Here is a 24,008-nt window from a genome sequence, read left to right on the forward strand (position 1 = left end):
TGCAGCTTATCAACCAACTCCAGGGAAGGTGACACATCATAGGAACCACCGCTGGTTATTAGGGTGGCAGAATAGGGCAGCAGGCAAATGACCGCACAAGAATCGCAGTGGTTGCAAAAGATTATTGCAACAGAAGAGTTGCACGTGCTTTTTCAGCCCATTGTGGATGCCAGCCAGCAGGCGATTTATGGCTACGAAGCACTGATTCGTGGGCCTAAAACATCGCCGCTTCACTCGCCGTTACGACTGTTTGAAGTAGCCACTCAGGCCGGAAAGCTGGTGGAATTAGATATACTCTGCCGACGGTTAGCCATCTACCGCTTTGCAGAGCTCGATCTGCCGGGCTTGCTGTTTCTTAACGTTATGCCGTTGACGATCGTAGAGCGTGATTTTCGCGAAGGCTTAACGCTTGGCTTTATTCGTGACAGCGGCTTGCCCCCAGAGCGGGTGGTGATCGAGCTCACTGAACACGTGCCAATCCACGACTACGAGCTAATGCGCCAAGCGTGGATCACTACCGCACCATGGGCTTCCAGGTGGCGCTGGATGACCTCGGTGCTGGTCACTCAAGCCTGCGCCACTGGTCGGAGCTGCGCCCGGATTTCGTTAAACTCGACCGACACTTTATCTCCGGCATTGACCAGGATCCTGCCAAGCGAGAGTTCCTGCGTTCGATTCTCGATGTGGCGCGTAGCCTGGACTGCCAAGTGATCGCCGAAGGGGTGGAGACCGCTGCTGAGCATCTTTGCTTGTGGGAACTCGACCGTGGGCTCGCACTACTACAAGGCTTCTATTTCGCCCGACCCAACCAGCAGCCGCCTTTAGAACTCAATCTGGTGCTGCCAGCGAGCACCCAATTAAAAAGTCCAGCGGGTCGCACCACGCGCTCGATTTTACGGGCTACCGATGCCATAACGACGGATTGCGCAGTGCCGTATATCTCCGAGCGATTTCGCCAACAACCCAGCTTGCGCTGCGTGGCCGTGCTGGAGAATGGTAAGCCCGTGGCGGTGGTGCGACGCAACTCGTTTTTAACTCTATTTACCAACCCCTATAGCCATTCGCTTTATGCCAAGCGCCGTGTGCTGGACGTTGCTGATGCACGCATGCTGGTGGCCGAAGCGGATACTCCGCTTGAGATTTTGAGTCAGAAGTTGACCGACAGCCGGGATATTGAGCAAGAGGACTTTGTCATCGTTAACGCTAACGGTGACTACCTGGGGATGGGCAATATCGTTGACCTTTTGCGTGAGATTACCGCGATTCAGGTGCGCCAAGCGCGGCATGCCAACCCGCTCACCGGCCTGCCGGGTAATATCCTGATCAATGAAACCCTGGCGGCTTATTTGGCCTCCGGGCATGGGTTTGCTGCGGCCTATGTTGACTTGGATAACTTTAAAGCCTTCAACGATGCCTATGGCTACGCCCGAGGTGACCACATCATCATTTCGCTATCGCGGCTGCTGCAAGCACAGGTAGAGAATGCCGGGGGCTTTATTGGCCATATTGGCGGCGATGATTTTATGATGTTGCTGCCGCTTGAGTACTGGGAAAGTGTTTGTCAGCAAATTCTACACTCATTCGAGGTGATGGCTCCGGGCTTCTATGAAGAGGCTGACCGCCTTCAGGGCGGGATTCACATCGAAAACCGTCAAAATAGAATGACGTTTTTTCCCTTTGTGAGCGTCTCGATTGCGGTAAAACCCATCCATGATACGACTACCTGCCAATCGCTGGATATCGCAGGCGAGCTTTCTGAGCTGAAGCACCAGGCGAAAAAAATTCCCGGTAACAGCCTGTTTGTAGAGCGCCGCGGTCACGAGGCTTTTCAAGCTGTAGATTAACTGTCCTTCGCCAAAACGTCACGAAGTGGTCATGTAAGTGCCCCATTTTTGTCATCTGGAGTCGTCAGGATGTTGTCATCTTTTAATAACTCTACAGAACGCTACAGGTGACCCATGCAGACATTATCCCTCTCCCGCACGTTAATCAGTGCCGCCGTTGCCAGTGCCTTCGCTTTGGCCGCAGTGAACGCCTCTGCGGATCTGTCTTCACGCTATGTGGATAACGATGGCGATATGGTCGCCGATGTCCCCAGCGAAGAGTCTCAGTGGGTAGATCCGGATACTTTAGTGTTTGCCTACACGCCGGTTGAAGACCCCGCGGTTTACGCGGATGTCTGGTCTGACTTTCTGGATCACCTGAGCGAAGCTACGGGCAAAAAAGTCCAGTTCTTCCCGGTGCAGTCCAATGCTGCCCAGCAGGAAGCGCTGCGCGCTGGCCGTCTCCACGTAGCCGGTTTCAATACCGGTGGCGTCCCGGTCGCGGTTAACTGCGGTGGTTTCCGCCCTTTCGCCATGATGGCCGCGGAAGATGGCAGCTTTGGCTATGAGATGGAGATTATCACCTACCCAGGAAGCGGCATTGAAGCCGTTGAAGACTTGCAGGGGCGCCAACTAGCGTTTACCTCAGAGACTTCCAACTCTGGCTTCCGCGCCCCCTCTGCGCTGCTGCGCTCTGAGTACGGTATGGAAGCGGGGGAAGATTTTGAGACCGCTTTCTCTGGTTCTCACGACAACTCCATTCTCGGTGTCGTTAACGAAGATTACGACGCGGCGGCGATTGCTAACTCCGTAGGCAAACGGATGATTTCCCGCGGTGTGGTGAACGAAGGTGATTACGACATTATCTACACCTCACAAACCTTCCCCACCACCGCTTACGGGCTGGCGAATAACCTGAACCCGGAACTTGCCGAGAAGATTCAGGATGCGTTCTTCAGCTACGACTGGGAAGGCACTGCCCTAGAGTCAGAATTCGCTAACTCAGGTGAAGCACAGTTTATTCCGATTACTTATCAGGAAAACTGGGAAGTTATTCGCACCATCGCTGACGCCAACGGCGTGACCTACGACTGCGATTAATCTTTAAGCAGTACCCCAATACGATCGGCCAGGAGGGCAACCTTCTGGCCGAACCGCTATGTAGATGAGGCACTTCCATGTTGACACTCACCGGCGTTGGTAAACGTTACCCTACCGGGGATCGAGCGCTGACGGATATTGAACTCACGCTGCCAAAAGGCCAAGTGATGGCGCTGATTGGCCCATCTGGCGCGGGTAAAAGCACACTGATTCGCTGTGTGAACCGGCTGGTTGAGCCTACTCAGGGCAGCATTCGTCTGGACGGCACGGAACTGACGAAGCTCTCGGGACATAAGCTGCGTCATGCCCGCCGCTCCATGGGAATGATTTTTCAAGAGTATGCGTTAGTAGACCGCCTAACCGTGATGGAGAACGTGCTTTCAGGTCAGCTCGGTTATGTGGGATTTTGGCGCAGCTTCCTGCGCCGCTACCCGCAGGAGGCTGTGATTGAAGCCTTCCGTCTATTGGAGCGAGTGGGGTTGCCGCATGCCATCGATAAACGTGCCGATGCCCTGTCTGGCGGCCAGCGCCAGCGGGTGGGTATCGCCAGGGCGCTCCTGCAAAGTCCTAAGCTGTTGCTGGTGGATGAACCCACCGCCAGCCTTGACCCAAAAACTTCGCGCCAAATCATGCGTTTGATTCGTGAGCTGTGCGCAGAGCGCGAACTGGCGGCGATCATCAATATTCACGACGTAGCGCTGGCCCAGCAATTTGCTGACCGCATTGTCGGCCTGCGGGCGGGTGAAATCGTCTTTGATGGCCTTCCCAGCGAACTCACCAGTGAGATCCTCACCACGATTTATGGTGAAGAGGACTGGGACACCACGCCTGAGCCAATGGACGAAGAAGTCAGCGGCGATGAGACGACTAACACTGCTCCGATTAATCCTCCCTACGCGCGGGTGATGTCGTCAATCGAAGCGGGGGCAGCACGATGAGCGAGCAGGCACGCCAGCAGGCGGCGCAGCGCGGTCAGTGGCGGCGACTACCGCTAATTGAAAGTCCTCGCTTGCGCTGGGGGCTTGCCATTGGTGCAGTGGTGTATCTGTTTTTAGCGCTTGCCTCGGTAGAGGTGAACTGGGAGCGGGTGGCGGAAGGCGCAGGCCGGGCGGTTAATTTTTTAGGCGCCTTTATGCAGCCTGACTTTGTCAGCCGCTACGACGATATCGTCGCGGGCTTGCTGGAAAGTTTGACCATGACGCTCACCTCCACGGTATTGGGTGTACTGCTGGCGATACCCGTGGGTTTAGGGGCAGCGCGTAACATTTCACCACTGCCGATCTACTTTGTGTGCCGCGCGATTATCGCCGTTTCGCGCACGTTCCAGGAGATCATCATCGCGATTCTGTTTGTGGTGATGTTCGGCTTCGGGCCCTTTGCGGGCATGATTACTCTGGCCTTCGCGACGATTGGCTTTATGGCCAAGCTACTGGCGGAAGATATTGAAGATTTGGATTGGCGGCAGGTAGAAGCGGTACGCGCCACGGGCGCCAGTTGGTGGCAAACCATGAACCACGCCGTGCAGCCCCAGGTCATGCCGCGTTTGATCGGGCTCTCCATGTACCGTTTGGATATCAACTTCCGTGAGTCCTCGGTGATTGGCATTGTCGGCGCAGGCGGTATTGGCGCCACGCTGAATACCTCGCTGAGCCGCTATGAGTACGACACCTCCGCGGCGATTCTGCTGATTATCATCGCCATCGTGCTGCTGTGCGAGTACAGCTCAAGCCATGTCCGCCGCTGGACTCAGTAAACGCTGATTCAGTAACTGCTGGATCCGTAAGTTCTGGCCCCTTAATTTGTCGAGAGTTTAAATGCCTGTTTCCACTACACCCCAGGGTCAGCCGGTTTGGCGGCGGCGCACCACCCGCGCTCAATGGTTGCAGTACCTGGCTTGGCTGGCGGGTGTCAGCCTATTTCTGCTCTGCTGGAAGATGATTTCCGACAACACCATGTGGGTGTTTGTGGAAGATGCCGGCCGCCAGGGAGCAGATTTGATCAGCCGCATGACCCCTCCCGAATGGAGCTACGCCAATGTGCTCTGGAAGCCCATGTGGGACACCATCAATATCGCCACTTTGGGCACCGCGTTAGGGATTATGATGGCGTTTCCGGTGGCATTTTTAGCCGCCCGTAACACGACGCCGCATCCGCTGGTGCGCAGTTTGGCGCTGATGGTGATCGTTTCATCGCGCTCCATTAACTCGCTGATTTGGGCGATGCTACTGGTCACCATTCTTGGCCCCGGCGTACTGGCGGGGATTATTGCCATTGCCCTGCGCTCCATCGGCTTTGTGGGCAAGCTGCTTTACGAAGCGATTGAAGAGATCCATCCCACGCCCGTTGAGGCGATTAGCGCTACCGGCGCGAGTCGACTGCAGGTGATGAACTACGGCGTGCTGCCCCAGGTGATGCCCGCGTTCGCGGGGATTAGCGTTTACCGCTGGGACATTAATATCCGTGAGTCGACGGTGTTGGGCTTGGTCGGGGCAGGTGGTATTGGTCTGCAGTTGAATGCCTCGATCAATAGCCTCGCCTGGGATCAAGTTAGCGTCATCTTTATTATGATTTTCGCCACCGTGCTGGTATCGGAGTGGATTTCCGCACGCGTGCGTCACGCGATTATCTAGTCATCGGTTTCCTAATCTGCAAACTGCCTAGATCGGCGAGGTTACCCCTATGCGCTTTCCTGAAGCCGAACAAACAACGATAGATTTACTGCGCCACGGCGAGCCGGTGGGCGGGCGTATGCTCCGCGGCTCCACCGACCATCCGCTGAGTGAAACCGGCTGGCAGCAGGTGACCGATGCAGTCATGCGGCAGACGGTCGACGGGCATCTTCCCTACGATGCGATCGTGACCTCTCCGTTAACGCGCTGCCGCGAATTCGCCTTATGGCTGGGCGAGGAGTTTGATCTGCCCGTTCAGGTGGAAGACGATTTCGCCGAGTTGCATTTGGGGCAGTGGGAGGGCAAAACCCACGCCCAGGTGTTTGCCGAAGAGGGCACCGAGCGAATGAGTGCCTTTTGGTTCGATCCTGCCGCGGTGTCTCCCCCCGGTGGCGAAACCCTGCAAGCCTTTGACGCGCGATTAGCCGAGGCCTGGCAGCAGCTGTTAAGTAACCCGCCTGGCAAGCATGTGCTGGTAGTGGCGCATCTATTTGTCTGCAATGGCCTGCTGCGCCAGGTGATCGAGCAGCCGCTTTCGCGGGTACTGGCAATGGATTTACCCTACGCGGCCATGAGCCGGGTGCGGCATGAACGCCATGCGCTGGGTGAAACCAGCTTTGTCGAGTGGATTGGCCGCTAACCATTGGCGGCTAGGCATGCTTTGCGCCATCATGAAAGCATGTTGATTTATTGGAGCGGCTGTCCATGCTACTGGTTCGCCTGTGGCCTCTACCTTGCGGGTTGGCACCTTCTGGAAGGTGGCTGCTTACCTGCCTGTTACTACTGGCACTAGCGGGTTGTGCCAGCCGCGATCTTACCCCCATTGAGGCGCCTCCTAACCGTGCAGAACTCTCTATGGAGCGTGCGCTGATTCTCTCCCATGCTCAGCAGGCCATTGGCACACCGTAACGTTTTGGGGGAAATACGCCCGATGGTCTGGACTGCTCTGGCTTAGTGGAAATGACCTACCGGGCGGCGGGTATTCGTGTTCCGCGTTCCGCCGATGAACAGTTCCGTGCCTTGCCACAGGTGAAAAAACCACGCCCTGGTGATCTGCTTTTCTTTGGCGACCGTCGCAAAGCGACCCACGTAGGAATTTATCGTGGCAACGGCCAAATGATTCATGCACCTGGTAAGGGCCGTGCAGTAGTCAGCGTGCCGTTAGAGATCGATTACTGGCAGGCGCGCTTTTTGGGTGCCGCCAGTCCAGCGCCTTAAGGAGCGCTCAATTCAGCCGCTTGTTAGGCCTGAAAATTCGCCAGACTTTATGATTTGAATCAATATAGAGTTCCCCAAACGCCCTATACTCGCGCCGCTTGTCGTTATTTTATCCACTAAAATTAATCGTATTTCACTAAACGGCAAAGTGCGGCAGACTTAGCTAAACGCGTCAGCTGATGCGGACAATAATAATCGAGCACGCCGCTTACCTCCCCAACGACGCTATCTGTTTGAGGCTAAGCTATGAAAACTATCGTTAACCGCATGTCGATGCGGTTTAAATTTGTCTGTGTATTGCTGCTTCCCTTGCTTGCCCTGGCTTGGTTTGCTGCGCAGGGCATTATGGAACGGCGCGAGACGGTGCAGGAGTTTGATCGTCTTCACGCCTTGACCCAACTGGCCCAGCGTGCCGGTGACGCCGTGCACCAAATGCAGCTTGAACGGGGCATGACCGCTGGTTTTTTGGGCAGCGAAGGCGAAGCATTTGGCAACCGACTACGTGAGCAGCGACCCAACACCGACGCCGCTGTGCAGGCTTTCCAAACTCAGCGTGATGCCTTGGATTCAGCGCTGTTAACGCCTGCTGCCCAGCAACGACTCAACGAAATCGACGCCCAGTGGCAGCGCCAGGCAGCCTTGCGCAAACGTGTCGATGACCTGGATATTGCCATGGGCGATGCGTTAAGCCACTACACTGGCATCAACGGCCAACTAATGGCCTTTGTGGGTACGCTGTCGCATCTCACCAGCGAAGGGGGTATTGCTCGCCAGCTAAGTGCCTACTACCAACTGCTGGAAGCCAAAGATTTAGCGGGGATTGAGCGGGCTCTGCTTTCCAATGCCTTCGCCAGCGACGGCATGCCCGACGCTACGTTACGCCGTTTCTTGTCCTTGCTGGGCGAGGAACAGGCATTCTTGACAAGCTTCCGCCTGTTGGCTGGAGATGAAAGCCGCGACCAGCTTGACCAGGCATTGAGCGGTGCAGAGATCGAGCGTCTCTTGGCTCGGCGCGAATTGGCGATCAGTCAAGCGCAAGCCGGCGGTTATGGTGTCGACCCGGAACAGTGGTTTGAGTGGCAAACGGTGAAAATTGCCCGCCTTAAAGCGTTAGAGGATAGCGTGGCAGATACAGTGGTGGCCCAGACTGTCGCGCTGCGTGAGTCGGCCCAACAGGCACTTTGGCAGTATGCGGTAATTGCGCTCGTGGCCAGCTTGATGGCGATTGTCGCTGCCGTATTGATCGTACGCGTCATTACCCAATCGCTTAACCAAGCGCTAACCAGTATCGCGACCCGGGGTAGCGATTTAACACAGCGCTTAGTGGTGCCGGGTAGCGATGAGTTATCAAAGCTATATCAGGCGTTTAATGAATCGTCGGAAGTTACCGAAGCGCTGGTCGCTGACGTTAAGCGCAATGCGCAGTCGGTGGCGGTGGCCAGCAATCAGATGGCGCAGGGTAATCAAGACCTTGCCCAGCGAACCGAAGAGCAGTCCGCCTCGCTGGTGCAAACCGCGTCGAGCATGGAGCAGATTACCGCCACGGTGCGGCAGAGTGCTGAAAACGCGCAGCAAGCCCAGCAGATGACTGGGGAGGTGGCTCAAGAGGCAAAAGAAGCCACCGCAGTCGCTTCTCAAGCCCAAACAGCCATGCAGCTTATCCTGCAAGCCAACGAGCAGGTAACTAGCATTGTGGCGACTATCGATAACATCGCTTTCCAAACCAATTTGCTGGCGCTTAATGCCTCGGTTGAAGCGGCGAGAGCCGGTGAGCATGGGCGCGGTTTTGCAGTGGTTGCCGATGAAGTACGCAAATTGGCTAGCCGCAGCGCCCAGGAGGCCAGCCAGATTCGTCAATTGATCGATAATAATGTGACAAAAATTTCAGAAGGCGAAAGCCTGGTGACTACCACCAATGAAACTCTGGGGCGGATTGCTCAACGGGTAGGGCAAATGGCAAGCCTGATGGATGAAATGGCGTCGGCTACCCATGAGCAGTCGGCGGGTATTGAGCAAATTAACCGTGCCATGGCCCAGTTAGAGGAGGTGACCCAGCAAAACGCTGCATTGGTTGAGGAAATGGCCGCGGCGAGCCGCTCCCTTGATGATCAGGCCGATGATATGACCCGCAAAGTGAGCGATTACCAAGTACGCGATACGGCGTTGGCACCCAGCGTTTAGCCCTCTCTCCCGCGTAGCTTACCTGCCATTATATTGAGCAAACTCTTTAACTAATTACCTCGTCAGCCGATAAGGTACTTTGTAGTGCAAAGTACCTTCGCCGTCATAGGGTGTTATTATGCCTAGCAGTACTACTGTCTTCATAATAACGGTTCTATTGACCTAATAACGGCTCTATATAACAACGAACCTATTTAGCGACGGCTCTATAAAAACGACGAGGAGAGCAAAGACATATGTATGAATCCTTGAATTTATCGAAGGAACAGTCTTTGTCTCAACAGCACTCCCAGCCAGCGCCTTCACTGCCCCGCTCGAACGTGATGCCAACGGCATCCGTAAGCCATTCGGCGTCACCCGCTGAATCGGTATTTAGTTACGCCAACGAAGCGATCATTATTACTGATGCGGAAAATCGGGTGGTGGAGGTGAACCCCGCTTTTTGTGAATTAACGGGGATTACGCAGGGCGATGTACAGGGCAAAACACCAGAAGCGTTCAGCATTTTACCGCTGGACGATAGCCGCACCACGCGGTTGATGCGGGAAGAGCTGCAGTTGCGTGACCGTAGCAAAAGCCAGGTGAGCTACCGTAGTCACGATGGGCAGTTTTATCCCGGCATGATGTCGATCAATCGTGTGCGCAATGAGCACGGCGAGATCGATCACCATGTGATTGTGCTCGCAGATCTTTCGGCCATTCCGGCCCATGCCCGCCACCTTAATCGAGAAGTCTACTTTGATGCCCTCACGGGGCTACCCAACCTGCAACTGCTGACGCAGTTGATTCAAGAGTCCATGCAGCATGCAGAAGCCAAGCAGCTCCCCTTGGCGGTGTGTTCGCTGGATATCGACTTCTTCAAAAATATTAATGACCGGCTGGGTCCCTCCGTAGGCGATGCGCTGCTGTCTTTTTTTCACAGCGCATCAGCCATCTGCTGTTTGGCGATGACGTGCTGGCGCGGGTGGGTGGCGATGAGTTCGTGCTGTTACTGCACCACGGTGTCGACGATGACTTTTTCGAGAAGTTGCTGGGCTCCATTCGACAACCGATGATGATTGAGGGCCAGAGTGTTCATCTGACGGCGAGCCTGGGGGTTACGCTCTACCCTAATGACCACGTTCAGGGCGATGTGCTGCTGCGGCATGCCAATCAGGCCATGTATCGTGCCAAACAGCGTGGCCGCGACACGTTCCACCTGTTTGACCCTAACCATGACCGCTTGCTGCAGGTGCGCCATGAGCAGCGCCAGCGTTTTATTGATGCCCTCACTCACAATGAGCTGTGCCTTTACTATCAGCCCCAGGTCGATATGCGCAGTGGCAAAGTGGTCGGTCTAGAGGCGCTGATTCGTTGGCAGCACCCTGAAGATGGGCTGCTGGCACCTGGGCAGTTTTTACCCATCATCGATACCACGCCGTTGGAGGTGGATCTTGGCGAGTGGGTCATTGAACGAGCGCTGCGTCAGTTGAGTGAGTGGCAAGTTCAGGGCATCGCGCTGCCGATCAATGTGAATATAAGCCCTACGCATCTGTTAGTGAGTGATTTTAGCCAGCGGCTTGGCGAGTTATTGGCACGCTACCCTGATGTACCGCCCGTAATGCTCAAGCTCGAAGTGCTGGAGAGCGCCGCAATGCACGATATCCAGGCTGCGCTGCAAAATATGGCGCGCTGCCAGTCGCTGGGGGTGAGTTTTGCTATTGATGATTTTGGCACCGGGTTTTCGTCGTTAACCCATCTGCGGCAGTTGCCGGTCAGCCTGATCAAAATTGATCAGAGCTTTGTCCGCGATATGCTCACCGATCAGGATGATATGGCGATTGTGGAAAGCGTCATTTACATGGCTAATCGCTTTAAGCGGCCCATGCTGGCAGAGGGGGTAGAAACCTTAGACCATGCCAAAGCCTTGATGGCGCTAGGCTGCGATTTAGCCCAAGGCTATGGTATTGCGCGGCCTATGCCCGCCGAGGCATTACCTACCTGGTTGGCAAATTGGCCTAGCCGTGAAGAGTGGAGCTCTCTTGCGCTAGCGGACAATTAAGCGGCTTGTTCCTCTGAAGGTTGCTCGTTAGCGGCTGATTCATCAGCAGAAGAAGTTGCCTCGGCGCCGTTGCTGCGGGCTTGCTCCATTTCACTGCGCTGCATGGACGCTTCGAGCTTGGCTTCCAACAAGTACTGACGCGCTTGGGCAGCCACTTGATGATCTTTGGGAGAGGGATCTGCAGGCGCCATGGCTGCGGCGATCACGGTTTGCATTTTTTCGATAGTGGCTTGGGGGTCATTGGGTACCGGGCCATAATCGATCGGTACTTCTCCCGCGACCGCGTAGCGCTTGCCATCGGGGCCAACTTCATACTCGTAGCTGGCGCCGCCTGCATAGGCACCGCCCACGGTTTGGTGCGCCATCTCGTGCTGGCGAACTTCGCGGTCGTTCTGTTTAAGCTGGTCTAGTAGCCGAATCTCATCCGGCGCCATGGGCGTACCGTCAGCCCGTTTGGGGCCAGCCTCGGCACTGCTGCTCTCTTCACTAGCACTAGTCGTTTTTGGGTCGTCGGTAGACGCCGTATCTTCTGCTAGAGCACTGCCTTTAGCGGCTTGCTCAACGCGCGGGGACATTGTATTCGCTGAAGGGTACGTCCCGGCAGCGTGAGAAACAGTGCTAATGGAAGAAACGGCCATAGGTCATTACCGACTAAGTACGAGTTGGGATACCATGAAGTATTAGCGAGCAACGCCGACAGTGCAAGTTTGCGCTGTGCGATGCCAACACTTTTCTGACACGATGCCAGCCTATGCCAAGTCTATCCCTGCCCTATGCAAACCATTGATGTGGTCATTAATCTTAATTATGATGAATGTCTAGCCCATTACGAAGGGCGTATCGCCAACGTGCGAACCCGCAGCGTAGATGGCCGTTGGGTGATATTTCCCGCCGAAGCAATTCGGCGGGTGGTGGGCCGGGACGGTGTGCGCGGTATTTATCGATTAAGTTTTTCTGAGCAGGGCCGATTTATTAGCATTGACCCCTTAACCGGACGTTGAACCGCCTATGCACCGCCATGGAACACCGATCACTTTAAATGACCTCATTTATTCCATTATCCCTAATTTAAACAGTGCTGAAAAGTTAGTTTTCGCTACGTTAGAAAGCTTGATCGAAGCCGCTTCAAATCCTTTGGACATCCTTAAACGCACCGATCAACGCCAAGCGTTTGGTCTGGAAGTTCATCGTATACGCATCAACCTGGAGCACCTGCTCGACCGTTACCGCACCGAGTTAGAGGCTGTGCTGCGTAGCGAAGGTGAGTATACCGGCCCGGTAGTAGAGCCCGACGCCCAAGAGGCCGATGCCATTCGCAGCGCTGTGGATATCTATGTTCATGTATGCGCCTTTCAACGCGGCGAGCGCCCCCACCCTGTGCCTGGGCGCGAATCCATGTCGCGCCAACGGGTATAGCGCATCATTCATCACATGGCATCAACATTGCTTGTATAATGTGCCAATTGGACTTTCAGGGTTATCCCCTTGAAAGCAAACAGCCTGCCTACCCGGCGCTGGCTGTAGACACATTAGGAGATATACCATGTCTGCCTCACCCGTCACGTTGATGGTGGCTCGTCGCGTTGAGCACGGCCGCTACGCCGATTTTAATCGTTGGCTTAATGAAGGGCGCGAACTGGCGGCCGACTTCGCTGGCTACCTCGGTTCTGGCGTACTGTCGCCACCGGCTGATGACGATGAATACCAGATTATATTCCGCTTTAGCAGCAGCGAGACCTTAGCCGCTTGGGAGCACTCCGCTTCACGGCATGCGTGGTTGGCGCGTGGTAAAGGCTTATATGAGGCGCCCCATGAGCACCGGGCCACCGGGTTGGATGCGTGGTTTCAAACCGGCAGCAGTGCACCGCCGCGCTGGAAGCAGGCCGTGGCTGTCTGGCTGGCTTTCTTTCCTATCTCGCTGATCTTTCAGTTTGTGTTCGGCGGCGTATTGGCCGATTGGGCGTTGCTGCCGCGGGTGGTGGTGAGTACCCTAATGCTGACGCCAGTGATGGTATTTGTGTTTATTCCGCTCTCTATGCGTTTACTAGCGCCCTGGCTGCAAGGTAAGTGGTCACCGCTGGATCTGCTGGCGCGTTGGCGCCATGCGCACCGTTTATAACGCACCTAATTAATAAGCATTAATTTTGACGTTGCGTTGATACTAATGCTCCTATGATGATGGGCTTTATGGTACTAAGCTAAATGTGCCATTAGAAAAGGAATACGTGTCGCCAGTGCAATGCTGGCGCGCGACTCAGCCCCACGGAGTGTTTATGATCCACGTTCACCATCTGGAAAAGTCTCGTTCGCATCGCATCCTGTGGCTACTTGAAGCCCTTGAACTGGACTACGAGTTGGTGGTTTACCAACGCGATGGCAAAACCCAGCAAGCGCCAGATTCGCTGAAAAAAATTCACCCGCTGGGTAAATCTCCGGTGATTACCGACGGCGATTTTACCGTGGCCGAATCAGGCGCCATCATAGATTACCTTGTTCAACGCTATGGGCAGGGGCGCTGTCAGCCTCCCATCGGTGATATGAGTGCGTGGGTGGACTACCGCTACTGGTTGCACTATGCCGAAGGGTCATTAATGCCGCTGCTGGTGATGCAGCTTGTGTTTAGTCAAATTCCCAAACAGTCGCCCTGGCTGATTAAGCCACTGGCTAAGGGAATTAGCGATACGGTAAGCAAGCGCTTCTTAGCACCGCAGCTTAAACAGCACCTGAACTTCATAAACCAGCACTTGTTGGCGCAGGGTAATTTTGCCGGGCCGTGGCCCAGTGGTGCTGATATTCAAATGAGTTTCCCGTTACAGGCCATGGCCGCCGTGCAGTCGTTGGAAAAGTATCCTGCCATCGCTGCGTTTGTGTCACGTATTGAAAAAGACGCTGCCTGGCAGCGAGTGGTCGAGCGGGCGGGCCCGCTGACCATGCCTGGCCAGTGAACAGCCACTATGTACTATTTTGCCTCGTCTGCAGCTCTTCCGGCGGAGCTTCTGCGCAGCATTGACAGCTACTTGGGGCGATGGGGCATCGCCTTGCTGCTTGTGTTCCTTCTTTTGGCGCTGCTGGGCAACCTGTTGCTCAAGCGGCGCATGCAGCATAACCGGGCGTTACTGCAATCCAATAAAGAGATGCTGGCGACTATTCTGGATAGCGTCGATGCCTTTATCTATATCAAATCCCCAAGCTTGGAGTATCAATACGTTAATCGTCGCATGAGCGATCTATTTGGCCTGCCTGCCGACAAAATTATCGGTAAGCGCGATGCGGCGTTTTTTGATGCCGGGAGCGCTGCGGAAATCAACCAGGTTGATCGCAACGTATTAGATTCGGGGAAAAAAGTAACGGTAGAAGAGAGCAACGTTTTGCGGGGTGAAAGCCAGGTAAGAACGTTCTTATCGATTAAAATGCCGCTTTCCATGTCCCCAGGCGCACCTCCCTCCCTGTGCGGTATTTCGACCGAGCTGACTGACTACCTCGAAATGCAGTCACGCACCCACTACCTAGCCTTCTATGACTCGCTAACCGGGCTGCCCAATCGGCGGCTACTGATGGACTCCTTAACGGCTACCATTGATCATGATGAGTGGACTATATTTTTCAGTGCGGTACTGGTGATTGACCTGGATAATTTTCGCTTAGTGAATGATATTCAGGGCCATGAGAGTGGTGACCAGCTTTTGGTCAGCGTGGCTGAACAGCTACGCCAGCGGCTTGATGAAGAGGTAACGCTAGCCCGCTTCAGTAGCGATGAGTTTGTGGTGCTGATCAAGCACCTGGGCGAGGAACAAAAAGACGCCGCACTAAAAGCCGAGCGTGTGGGGCGGCAACTGCTGGAAGTCATTGCGCAATTAAGAAGCAGTCACTCGTTACCAATCAGTGCCAGCATTGGCATTTCGCTGTTTACGGGAGCTGGCGAGTACAGTATGGATAGCGTGCTGCAACAGGCAGATATGGCGTTGCAGCAGGCGAAAAGCGCGGGCGGCAATACGCTGCGCTTTTTTAACAGCGAAATGCAGACCAGCGTATTGGAACGGGCCAGTTTAGAAGCCGATTTGCATCAGGCGCTCAAGCGCAACGAGCTGGCGCTGCATTACCAAGTGCAGGTCGACCATCAGGGCGTGACTACCGGCGTTGAAGCGCTGCTGCGGTGGTATCATCCTCAGCGTGGCTGGGTATCCCCCGCAACGTTTATCCCGCTTGCGGAAGAGAATCGGTTGATTGTGCCGATCGGTTACTGGGTGCTGCGGTCAGCTTGCGAGCAGCTAGCGAAATGGTCTCATCAACCGGCCTATGCGCCGTTAAGTATTTCCGTCAACGTGAGTTCAGTGCAGTTTCAGCAGCCGGAGTTTGTACGTGATGTTGAAGAGCTATTAGCAGAAACCCTGGCGCCGCCGAACCGCTTGGTGCTTGAAGTCACCGAGAGCCTGTTGATGCACGAGCCGGTGAGGGTGCGTAGCACGATGTTGAAACTGCGTGCTAGGGGGATTCGCTTTGCGTTGGATGACTTTGGTACCGGTTACTCATCGCTGAGTTACCTGAAGCGCTTACCGCTGGATGAATTGAAAATTGACCAATCGTTTATTCGCGAGCTGCTGACCGATAAGACAGACGCAGCGATTGTCGATACCACGATTCTACTTGCGGTAAGTTTAGGCTTAACCGTGGTCGCGGAAGGAGTGGAGAAAAAAGAGCAGTTCGATTGGCTAAGAGGCCACGGCTGTTACCGCTATCAGGGCTATCTATTTGGCCGCCCGACACCCATTGAGTATCTTTTCGAAAGCTATTAAACGGCTATACCAAAACCCCTTTCCAGCACGCTGAAAAGGGGTAAAGAGATACAAGGAAAAGAAATAGTGCCATCTATTTCTCTTTTGATCGGGCTTAGCTGAAGAGCGTAAAGCTCTCAGCGTTGAGCCACATATGCACCAGAATACTGGCGATGTAGCCGAGCAGAATAACCGGCGACCAGCGCAAGTGGCCCATAAAAGTATAGGAACCCCTTGCCTGACCCATAACCGCCACACCGGCCGCGGAGCCTATCGATAGTAGGCTGCCCCCGACGCCAGCGGTTAAGGTAATCAGTAGCCACTGGCCATGGGACATATCAGGCTCCATGGTCAGCACCGCAAACATCACGGGGATGTTGTCCACCACAGCAGAAACAACGCCTAATACAATGTTGGCCGCGGTGGCGTTCCAGCCGGTATACAGCGCTTCTGAAAGCAAGCCGAGATAGCCCATAAAACCCAGCCCGCCAACGCACATAACGACGCCGTAGAAGAACAGCAATGTATCCCACTCGGCCCGCGCTACGCGGTTGAAGACGTCAAACGGCACCACGCTACCCAACTGCTCCAGCTTGCGGTTGTCCCCTTGCCGGCTATAACGCTCGCGCTTGCGCTCCAGCGAACGCGGCAGGCTGCGGCGCAGGTAGTAACCAAAGAACTGCAAGTAGCCCAGGCCGGTCATCATGCCCAACACCGGCGGTAGGTGGAGCACAACGTGACACAGTACGGCGGTCACGATCGTCAATAAAAACAGTAGCACAATGCGCCGGGCGCCACGCTTCATCCACACATCTTCATAAACACTTGCGGGCTTTTCATCCTTGATAAACAGGCTCATGATAGAGGCAGGAATCAGGAAGTTGACCAGGGCGGGGAAGAACAGAATAAAGAACTCCTGGAACTCCACCATGCCCGCTTGCCATACCATTAGAGTGGTGATATCGCCAAAGGGACTAAACGCACCCCCCGCGTTGGCGGCCACCACGATATTGATACAGGCCAGGTTGATATAGCGCTGGTTGCCTTCGGCCACCTTGGTCACCACCGCGCACATCAAGAGTGCGGTGGTAAGGTTGTCGGCAATGGGGGATAACACAAAGGCGAGACCGCCGGTCAGCCAAAAAAGGGTTCGGTAGTTAAAGCCTTTACGCAGCATCCAGGAACGCAATGCATCGAAGACCCGACGCTCTTCCATGGCATTGATATAGGTCATGGCCACCAGCAAGAACAGCATCAGCTCGGTGAACTCCAACAGCGTGACGCGGAAAGCGTACTCAGACGCGTCCGACATGCCGTTTTGGACATACACCCAGCCGATGAGGCTCCAGATGATACCGGCTGCCACCAACACCGGTTTAGACTTGCGCATATGGATCTTTTCTTCCGCCATGACTAATGCATACGCCAGGACGAAAATCGCAACAGCAAAAAAGCCAACGGTAGAGGTGGTTAGATCTAGTTCACCGGTCACTGCAAATGCACTGGGACTTACGCCTAATAGTAAGGCCGCTAACAAAAAAGCCAGCGACGATATAATCGAGGCTGGCAAGAGGGTTGGCACAACGTAGGCATGTGACGTTCTTCCTCATGGTTAAGTTGTCAGGAGTGGTATAAAAGCGGCCTCATTTTATCAGTCTATATTGCGCCGCAATACCTTATTAAAACGAACGGAAGTAGTTCTTCTTAAGGTAATAGCATCTTTTTTTAGGAAATTAATCTTTTAGGTAATGGTAAATCGTGCAGTAATAGTTTTATAAAAAAGTTAATAGCGGTTTAAGAATTATACTATTGACGCATAGCATTGTTGAAAAAGATTCAGAATTTATATCTTTTTAAGCTAATATTAGATGTCAATAAAACACCCTGGAGGGCATGGGGAGGGCGACCGCGGAGAGTGCCTGTCCGAGGGCAGTCGTGCTATTTTAATGCGCACCACGCTCTCAGCTTGGTCATATAACAACTGGGTAAGATAAAACGAGGCCGATTAGAAGTGGCCGCTGGATACGTTGAGGAATATAACGATGCGCAATCCCTTTCGCTCCCTACACCGCACGCTTTTCGTCTCGGCTACTACGTTAGTGCTGACAAGTGCCGCCTTCTCCGCCCACGCAGAAACGCGTGTGACCTATAAATCGGCTTCAGCGGGTACCGCTTATTATCAAATGGGCGTAGAACTCTCAGAAGCGATTCGCCAGGGAACCGATGACGCTATCATCCTTACCCTGGAAGAAAGCCAGGGTTCGGTACAGAACGTGATGGAAGTCATGGCTCGCCAGGGCAACTATGTATTTACCACGCCGCCCGCGTTAGTCGATCAGGCCATGGGTGGGGAGGGAGCCTTTGCCGAGCGTCAGAATCCGCGTTTTCAAGAGATCCGGGGGTTGTTCCCGATCCCCTCTATCACCATGCACTTTGTATTAGCGGGTGATGACGGTGTGACCGATATTTCCACGCTGGAAGGCAAGCACTTATTGATTGGTCGAGGCACCTTTGGCGCCCGTGAAGCGGCTCGTTACCTGGAACTGTTTGGCCTGGAAGAGAGCGTGAAAATTGCCGATGCAGCGATGGGCAGCGGCCCCGATGCACTTAAAAACGGCCAGATTGATGGCTTTGTGACCGCCAGTTCCTTTCCCTCACCCAATGTGATTGAGACAGCTGCCAGCATGCCGGTGACCTTGGTTAGCCTGACAGACCAACAAATCGAGCAAACGGGAGCGCCACGCCAAACGATCCCCGGCGGCACTTATCCCGGCGTGGATAAAGACGTTGAAACCACATCGCTACCGGTGATCGCCTACACCACAACGTATATGGACGATGACACCGCCTACACGCTGACCAAAACGTTTTGGGAGCGCCGCGACGCCATGGCCGAAGAGGCGGCGTGGTGGAGCAGTATTAGCCCTGATATGTTGGAAAACATGACTGGCACGCTTCACCCAGGCGCGCTGCGTTACTACGAGGAAGCGGGTATCGAGGTACCTGACGCGCTGCGCTAGTCGTTTTCTTCCATTATCCATCTTCTTGCTGCCACGGTGCTTGCGCTGTGGCAGTCCTGTATTGATGCAGTATTGATAGGCAGTGTGGCATGCGTATTTTTACCTCTTCACAGGCGTCGAGCCCTGAGGATGATCGCTCAGTAGCGCCTGGCTGGATGGCGTTAGGCGCGGTCAGTGTAATATTCCATCTTGGCTTGATTTTTTATGGCTTAACGCCTGCACTGGTCAGCCGGCCGCTGCATATGGCGCTGCTGTTGCCATGGGTACTGATTTATATGGCCAATACACCAGCGCAGCGAGTCAGCGGCTGGCTGCTGACGGTATTGGGTGTTGCTGCCTGTGGCTATATTGCGTTTAACGAAGCTGCGCTAGCCAACCAGTACGGCTTTATTGATACCCACCTACAGATGGGGATTGGCCTGTTTTTGATTGCTCTAGCGCTTGAAGCGGCGCGCCGAGCCATCGGTTGGCCTCTGCCGCTGGTTGCCTTGTTGGCGTTGATGTATGGCGCCTTCGGTCAATATATTCCAGGCGCTTTTGGTCACCCTGGGCTGCCGCTGGCCAGTATGGTGGGTACGCTCACGATTGCCGAAGGCGGATTATGGGGTTCGCTGACGGGGGTAAGCGTCAGTGTGGTGGCGATTTTTGTGATTTTCGGCGCGGTGCTCAATGCGGGAGAGGCGGGCCAGGGCTTTATGAACCTAGCCAGTGCGGTGGCGGGGCGGCTCACCGGTGGGGCCGCTAAAGTGGCGGTGATTTCGTCGGCGCTGATGGGCTCTATCTCCGGCTCGGCGTCTGCCAACGTCGCTTCCACTGGGGCAATTACCATTCCCTCCATGGTGCGCCTGCGTTACCCGCGTTCGCTGGCGGGTGCGGTGGAAGCCGTTGCCTCCTCCGGCGGGCAAATTATGCCGCCGCTGATGGGCGCCGGGGCATTCGTGATGGTGGAACTGACGGGCACGCCCTATACCCAGATCATGGCCGCGGCGATGCTTCCAGCGGTGCTGTACTTTTTGACGGTCTGGGTGGGTATTAATGCCTATGCGACCCGGCATGATCTAAAGCCCGTGGCCGAAAGCGAGCGACCCAACGCGAAAGAGGTGCTGATTACCTCGCTGTTTTTTGCCATCCCCTTCGTGCTGCTGTTAGAGCGCATCTTTAATGGCGGTTTTACCCCTCAGTACGCCGCCAGTGTTGCGATTTTCGCGGGCATTGCGCTGCTCTTCTTTAACGTGACGCTGCGCTTTTCGCTCCCCGGCTTTGCCACCCGTTTATCCGACGCAGTGGTCACCGCTGGGCGTCAGATTGCCGTCATTGGTTCCATTATTCTATGTGCCTCGCTGGTGGTCGGCGTGCTGTCGTTGACAGGGTTGGGCGTCAAGATCACCTCGGGCATTCTATCGCTCTCCAACGACATGCTCTGGCCAGCCTTGCTACTAACGGCGCTCGCCTGCTTGATTTTAGGCATGGAGGTGCCCACCACCGCCGCCTATGTGATTTGTGTCTCTGTCGCCGGGCCTGCCCTGACCTCGCTAGGTTTGGAACCGCTTCTGGCGCACCTTTTTGTCTTTTGGTACGCGCTGCTCTCGACGATCACGCCGCCGGTGTGTGGCGGCGTGTTCATTGCTGCGGGCATGGTGGGGGAGAACTGGCTAAAAGTCGCATTCAAAGCCATGGCGTTAGGAATAGGGCTGTATATTATTCCTCTAGCCATGGTGGCCAACCCAGAGATGATCCAACTGGCCTTCAATCCTTCCGGCGCCTTGTTGTATGCGCTAAAAGTGGCGATTGGTTTAGGGGCGATCTCTTACGGGGTGATTGCACGAAAAGCACTTTGGCAGCGGAGCGCGTTGGCCGTGGGAGGGATTATCCTGATCTTTGTGGTTTAGCCCGGTTGTTTAAACGTCAGCGTCTAACCGTAGCGGCGAAGAGGCTGCTAGTGGAGTGGTGGCAAACATTACCCAGGTATCCAGCGCAGGCCCCAGTGATTGCACCAAACGCAGTTGATCGGGGGCTTGGCCTAGCACCTCTTCAGCGCAAATGCCCGCCTCAAAACGTCCCGCAAGAAGCCCTTCTGCCACTGCCACTGTGGTGGGGGCATCTATGATCTCTGTATAGGCCGTTAAGTCGGTGTAGTAGCGGGTCGCTGATTGTAGCGCTACTTGGGTGGGGCGAACAGAGTCGCGCTGGGCAATCAGCGCCAGCGGCTTGCTGCCCGCTATAAAGGTGTCTACGGGATAGGCTCGATGCATATAGCGGCCCACGCAGTCGCTATGCGTTGCATGGGCGGTGCACTGTAGAACGTGGCTCACATGACCCGCGAGGAGCGCCTGAAAGGCCGCTTCAAACTGGCTAAACAGAGTCACGCTGCCTTCGCCTGAGCAACGCATTCTGAGATAGCGCTTGGCAATCAGTTCATGGTTATTGCCACTAGGCCCCAAGGTTGCAATGTGCACGGTGACGTTTCTCCACGATAAACAATCAAGTCATTGAGCCAAAAACGATGGGTTTTTGGCTCGGCGCAATCAACGACTAGGCCATCTCAAAAGATCGTAAAGCTTAACGCTATATAAGCGGCATAGCCTGCAAGCAGTGCGGCTCCCTCCCAGCGCGACAGGCGCATACCGGTATACAAAAACAGCACCAGTATGCCAGCGGCTCCCAGCATTACCCATTGGTCAAACAGGGCCACGCGTGGCGCAAGGGGTAGCGGCTGTAAAAACGCGGAGATACCCAGGATGCCTAACAGGTTGAAAATATTGCTACCCAGAATATTCCCGATGGCAACATCCGCATGACGTCGTAACGCAGCAACCACCGACACGGCCATCTCCGGCAGTGAGGTACCAACGGCGACGATGGTTAAACCGATGACTGCTTCGGAAATGCCCATGGCCTGGGCCAACCCAATGGCGCCATATAAGAGTAGCTGTGACCCGCCAATCAGCATGCCCAAGCCAATCACTAACGCTACGACGATCATCCAGCCTGTAGTGGGTAGTTTGGTCATCTCCTCCGCTTCTGAAGCGTGCATTTCCGCCGCGGGAATGTGCTGACGGCTTTCACTTAAGTAGGCCCAAACAAGATAGCCGACCAGGCCCGCTATAAAAATTGCTGCATCGATGCGACCCAGTGCGCCGCCGAAGGAGAGCCCAATAAACAGCAGGCTGGCCAACACCACGACCAGCCCATCCCGGCGCAGTGCTAAAGGCTGAACCACCATTGGGCAAATAACCGCGCATAGGCCTAGAATCAATAAGATATTGCCGATATTGCTGCCCACGATGTTGCCAACCGCAATGTCAGGCTGCTGGTTAATCGCGGCATCAATCGAGACGACAAGTTCAGGGGCCGAGGTGCCAAAACCAACCACCACCAACCCTGTTAACAGTGGCGAGACGCCGACTCTTCGCGCACCCGCCACCGCGCCGCGGATAAGCGACTCCCCTCCTAGTGTCAAAAGGGCGATACCCGCCAATAAACTAAGTCCGTATAGCATGTTGAAACCTCTTCCAGAATGCTCACCAGGCCGCGAATGAAGCGGGTTTTAGCGAGCAAGCAAAGCGCGCCAGGCGGTCGGATTAGTAGTGCCTGGCTCATTGGCAAGATTAAGGCTATTTTTGCGAATTTGCGCGGTTTTTAAACGGCTATAAGAGGCAGAACAACAAATTAAAAAGCACAAAGGCTTTGACCTGCGACTGCCCACGTGGCAGGATGTCGGCAGTTAGTAAGTTAGCAAGCAAGCATGGTTCCAGAAACATTCGAATTCTTTCGGTAGTCTGTAATTGTATTCCTTGTTCTACTCACTATTTATCTGGGTAATACCAGGATTTCTACAATTCGCGACTTGCGAAAAGGATTTAATATCATGGCAACTGGCACAGTTAAGTGGTTCAACGATTCTAAAGGTTTCGGTTTCATTGCTCCTTCTGACGGCAGCGATGACGTTTTTGCTCATTTTTCTGAAATTCAGTCTGATGGCTTCAAAACTCTGCCTGAAGGCGCTAACGTCTCTTTTGACGTTACCCAAGGTCAGAAAGGCCTTCAAGCTTCAAACATTAAGCTGCTTTCTTAATCCTAGCGATTATTTAAGTTCTCGAATCGTTTAGATTCGATGATCGGGCCCCGCTTAGGCGGGGCCCGATGCGTTTGTGCCTGCCAAAAAATATTTTCCATTAAGCACAGCTGCGCCTGTTATTAGATCAGCAAAAGCTCTGCGATCAATCCCTTAGCTTTATAGGTGTTTATTCACGTAATGTAAAAAACGAGCTTGATTGATTGGTATGTTATATTGTATCTTTTTTGGCGACTTGTTTCACGAGCAGCCAAAGGAAAACCGAATATGACACCATTGCCACTTAAGGCCGCCAGCGCGCTTGTATTGAGTGCACTGATACTAACGGGCGTTCAAGGCGTTAGCGCCAGCGATCATGACCATGAGCATGATCACGACCATACTCATAACGACCACGACCACGACCACGACCACGACCACGACCACGACCACGACCACGATAGCGATATCTATTCAGGCTATTTTGATGATGAGCAGGTAGAGGATCGTGCGCTATCTGACTGGGAGGGTGATTGGCAGTCCGTTTATCCCTACCTACAAGATGGCACCCTTGACGAAGTGTTTGCGCATAAAGCAGAAAATGGCGACAAGACGGCCGAAGAGTACAAAGCGTATTACGATACCGGTTACCAAACGGATGTAGAGCGTATCGTTATTGATGGAAGCGACGTCACTTTCTTTGAAAATGGCCAAGAGCGCACGGGTGAATACCAATACGACGGCTATGAAATTTTAACTTACCAAGCCGGTAACCGGGGTGTGCGGTTCATCTACGCGCTTGAAGAAGCATCCGATGATCTACCCCAATACATCCAATTTAGTGACCACAGTATTTACCCCACCGATGCACATCACTTCCATCTCTATTGGGGCGATGACCGTGAGGCGCTGTTAGAAGAAGTTACCAACTGGCCGACTTATTACCCATACGAGTTGAGCGGTGAAGAGATTGTCGAAGAAATGATTGCGCACTAGCGGTTACCGCCTAAGCGAAAAACATCTTTTGATGTGTACCTAGAAAGCGCTGGCCGAGATGCCAGCGCTTTGCTTTATTAGTACAGGGTAAATACAGCTTCGTGGACATGTTCTAACTTTTTCCGGTTCGGAT

Annotated in this window: 18 protein-coding genes and 4 pseudogenes; 18 read left to right on the top strand and 4 right to left on the bottom strand. The window is 54.3% G+C overall.

Going from position 1 to position 24,008, the window contains the following annotated elements; translation table 11 throughout:
• Window positions 1-87: 87 nt before the first annotated feature.
• From FDY98_RS01570 to FDY98_RS29220, 9 genes and pseudogenes are all read left to right on the top strand, one after another.
• Window positions 88-1,844: pseudogene (locus FDY98_RS01570) on the top strand (EAL domain-containing protein).
• A 114-nt stretch (window positions 1,845-1,958) separates the two neighbouring features.
• The gene (gene phnD / locus FDY98_RS01575) at window positions 1,959-2,924 is read left to right on the top strand and encodes a phosphate/phosphite/phosphonate ABC transporter substrate-binding protein (protein WP_027958200.1); all 966 of its coding nucleotides are present in this window, start codon (window positions 1,959-1,961) and stop codon (window positions 2,922-2,924) included.
• Window positions 2,925-3,001: 77 nt separating this feature from the next.
• Complete coding sequence (gene phnC / locus FDY98_RS01580; RefSeq protein ID WP_009287890.1) at window positions 3,002-3,862, top strand: phosphonate ABC transporter ATP-binding protein; 861 nt, start codon at window positions 3,002-3,004, stop codon at window positions 3,860-3,862.
• Window positions 3,859-4,677, top strand: coding sequence for a phosphonate ABC transporter, permease protein PhnE (gene phnE / locus FDY98_RS01585; RefSeq protein ID WP_022520752.1), 819 nt, complete (start codon window positions 3,859-3,861; stop codon window positions 4,675-4,677). Before phnC ends, phnE (FDY98_RS01585) begins: the two co-directional genes overlap by 4 nt.
• A gap of 61 nt (window positions 4,678-4,738) precedes the next feature.
• Window positions 4,739-5,554, top strand: coding sequence for a phosphonate ABC transporter, permease protein PhnE (gene phnE / locus FDY98_RS01590; protein ID WP_022520751.1), 816 nt, complete (start codon window positions 4,739-4,741; stop codon window positions 5,552-5,554).
• A gap of 49 nt (window positions 5,555-5,603) precedes the next feature.
• Window positions 5,604-6,233: a histidine phosphatase family protein gene (locus FDY98_RS01595; RefSeq protein WP_027958201.1), complete on the top strand. Its 630-nt coding sequence runs from the start codon at window positions 5,604-5,606 to the stop codon at window positions 6,231-6,233.
• Between the two features lie 65 nt (window positions 6,234-6,298).
• Window positions 6,299-6,811: pseudogene (locus FDY98_RS01600) on the top strand (C40 family peptidase).
• Window positions 6,812-7,057: 246 nt separating this feature from the next.
• Window positions 7,058-8,992, top strand: coding sequence for a methyl-accepting chemotaxis protein (locus FDY98_RS01605; protein ID WP_340146637.1), 1,935 nt, complete (start codon window positions 7,058-7,060; stop codon window positions 8,990-8,992).
• Between the two features lie 422 nt (window positions 8,993-9,414).
• Window positions 9,415-11,030: pseudogene (locus FDY98_RS29220) on the top strand (GGDEF domain-containing protein); the annotation flags it as partial.
• Here the strand turns inward: FDY98_RS29220 and FDY98_RS01615 are convergent.
• On the bottom strand, window positions 11,030-11,671 hold the full coding sequence (locus tag FDY98_RS01615; protein WP_027958205.1) for a putative metalloprotease CJM1_0395 family protein: 642 nt from the start codon (window positions 11,669-11,671) through the stop codon (window positions 11,030-11,032). The pseudogene FDY98_RS29220 and the gene FDY98_RS01615 sit on opposite strands and share 1 nt — an antisense overlap.
• 135 nt (window positions 11,672-11,806) lie before the next feature.
• On the opposite strand from FDY98_RS01615, the gene FDY98_RS01620 reads away from it, so the two are divergent.
• The 5 genes from FDY98_RS01620 (at window position 11,807) to FDY98_RS01640 (ending at window position 15,826) form a co-directional block, all read left to right on the top strand.
• Window positions 11,807-12,034 (top strand): DUF2835 family protein, encoded by a 228-nt coding sequence (locus FDY98_RS01620; RefSeq protein ID WP_022520746.1) that lies wholly within the window; start codon window positions 11,807-11,809, stop codon window positions 12,032-12,034.
• A gap of 109 nt (window positions 12,035-12,143) precedes the next feature.
• Window positions 12,144-12,449, top strand: a complete 306-nt coding sequence (locus tag FDY98_RS01625) for a hypothetical protein (protein ID WP_340146638.1) — start codon at window positions 12,144-12,146, stop codon at window positions 12,447-12,449.
• A gap of 127 nt (window positions 12,450-12,576) precedes the next feature.
• Window positions 12,577-13,152, top strand: a complete 576-nt coding sequence (locus FDY98_RS01630; RefSeq protein ID WP_009287898.1) for an antibiotic biosynthesis monooxygenase — start codon at window positions 12,577-12,579, stop codon at window positions 13,150-13,152.
• Between the two features lie 154 nt (window positions 13,153-13,306).
• A complete protein-coding gene (locus FDY98_RS01635; RefSeq protein ID WP_027958206.1) occupies window positions 13,307-13,978 on the top strand; it encodes a glutathione S-transferase in 672 nt (223 codons plus the stop codon).
• 9 nt (window positions 13,979-13,987) lie between these two features.
• Complete coding sequence (locus tag FDY98_RS01640) at window positions 13,988-15,826, top strand: putative bifunctional diguanylate cyclase/phosphodiesterase (protein WP_027958207.1); 1,839 nt, start codon at window positions 13,988-13,990, stop codon at window positions 15,824-15,826.
• A gap of 94 nt (window positions 15,827-15,920) precedes the next feature.
• Here FDY98_RS01640 and nhaD read toward each other — a convergent pair.
• Window positions 15,921-17,398 (bottom strand): annotated as a pseudogene (gene nhaD, locus FDY98_RS01645) (sodium:proton antiporter NhaD).
• Window positions 17,399-17,847: 449 nt separating this feature from the next.
• Here nhaD and FDY98_RS01650 point away from each other — a divergent pair.
• Both FDY98_RS01650 and FDY98_RS01655 read left to right on the top strand, forming a co-directional pair.
• Window positions 17,848-18,825, top strand: coding sequence for a TAXI family TRAP transporter solute-binding subunit (locus tag FDY98_RS01650; RefSeq protein ID WP_027958208.1), 978 nt, complete (start codon window positions 17,848-17,850; stop codon window positions 18,823-18,825).
• A gap of 89 nt (window positions 18,826-18,914) precedes the next feature.
• Window positions 18,915-20,714, top strand: a complete 1,800-nt coding sequence (locus FDY98_RS01655; RefSeq protein WP_027958209.1) for a TRAP transporter permease — start codon at window positions 18,915-18,917, stop codon at window positions 20,712-20,714.
• A gap of 9 nt (window positions 20,715-20,723) precedes the next feature.
• On the opposite strand, the gene FDY98_RS01660 is transcribed toward FDY98_RS01655, so the two are convergent.
• Window positions 20,724-21,281: a hypothetical protein gene (locus FDY98_RS01660; protein ID WP_027958210.1), complete on the bottom strand. Its 558-nt coding sequence runs from the start codon at window positions 21,279-21,281 to the stop codon at window positions 20,724-20,726.
• An 86-nt stretch (window positions 21,282-21,367) separates the two neighbouring features.
• Entirely contained in the window at window positions 21,368-22,324 is a 957-nt protein-coding gene (locus FDY98_RS01665) for a calcium/sodium antiporter (protein ID WP_009287904.1), read from the bottom strand.
• Between the two features lie 369 nt (window positions 22,325-22,693).
• Here FDY98_RS01665 and FDY98_RS01670 point away from each other — a divergent pair, with 369 nt between their 5' ends.
• Window positions 22,694-22,900 carry a cold-shock protein gene (locus FDY98_RS01670; RefSeq protein ID WP_007111857.1) on the top strand — a complete coding sequence of 69 codons (207 nt, stop codon included), beginning with the start codon at window positions 22,694-22,696 and terminating at the stop codon, window positions 22,898-22,900.
• 267 nt (window positions 22,901-23,167) lie between these two features.
• Window positions 23,168-23,875 (top strand): metal-binding protein ZinT, encoded by a 708-nt coding sequence (locus FDY98_RS01675; protein ID WP_027958211.1) that lies wholly within the window; start codon window positions 23,168-23,170, stop codon window positions 23,873-23,875.
• The last annotated feature ends 133 nt before the right edge of the window (window positions 23,876-24,008 follow it).

Origin of the sequence: Halomonas sp. PA16-9 (assembly GCF_009728585.1) — a bacterium.
Lineage (GTDB): Bacteria > Pseudomonadota > Gammaproteobacteria > Pseudomonadales > Halomonadaceae > Vreelandella > Vreelandella titanicae.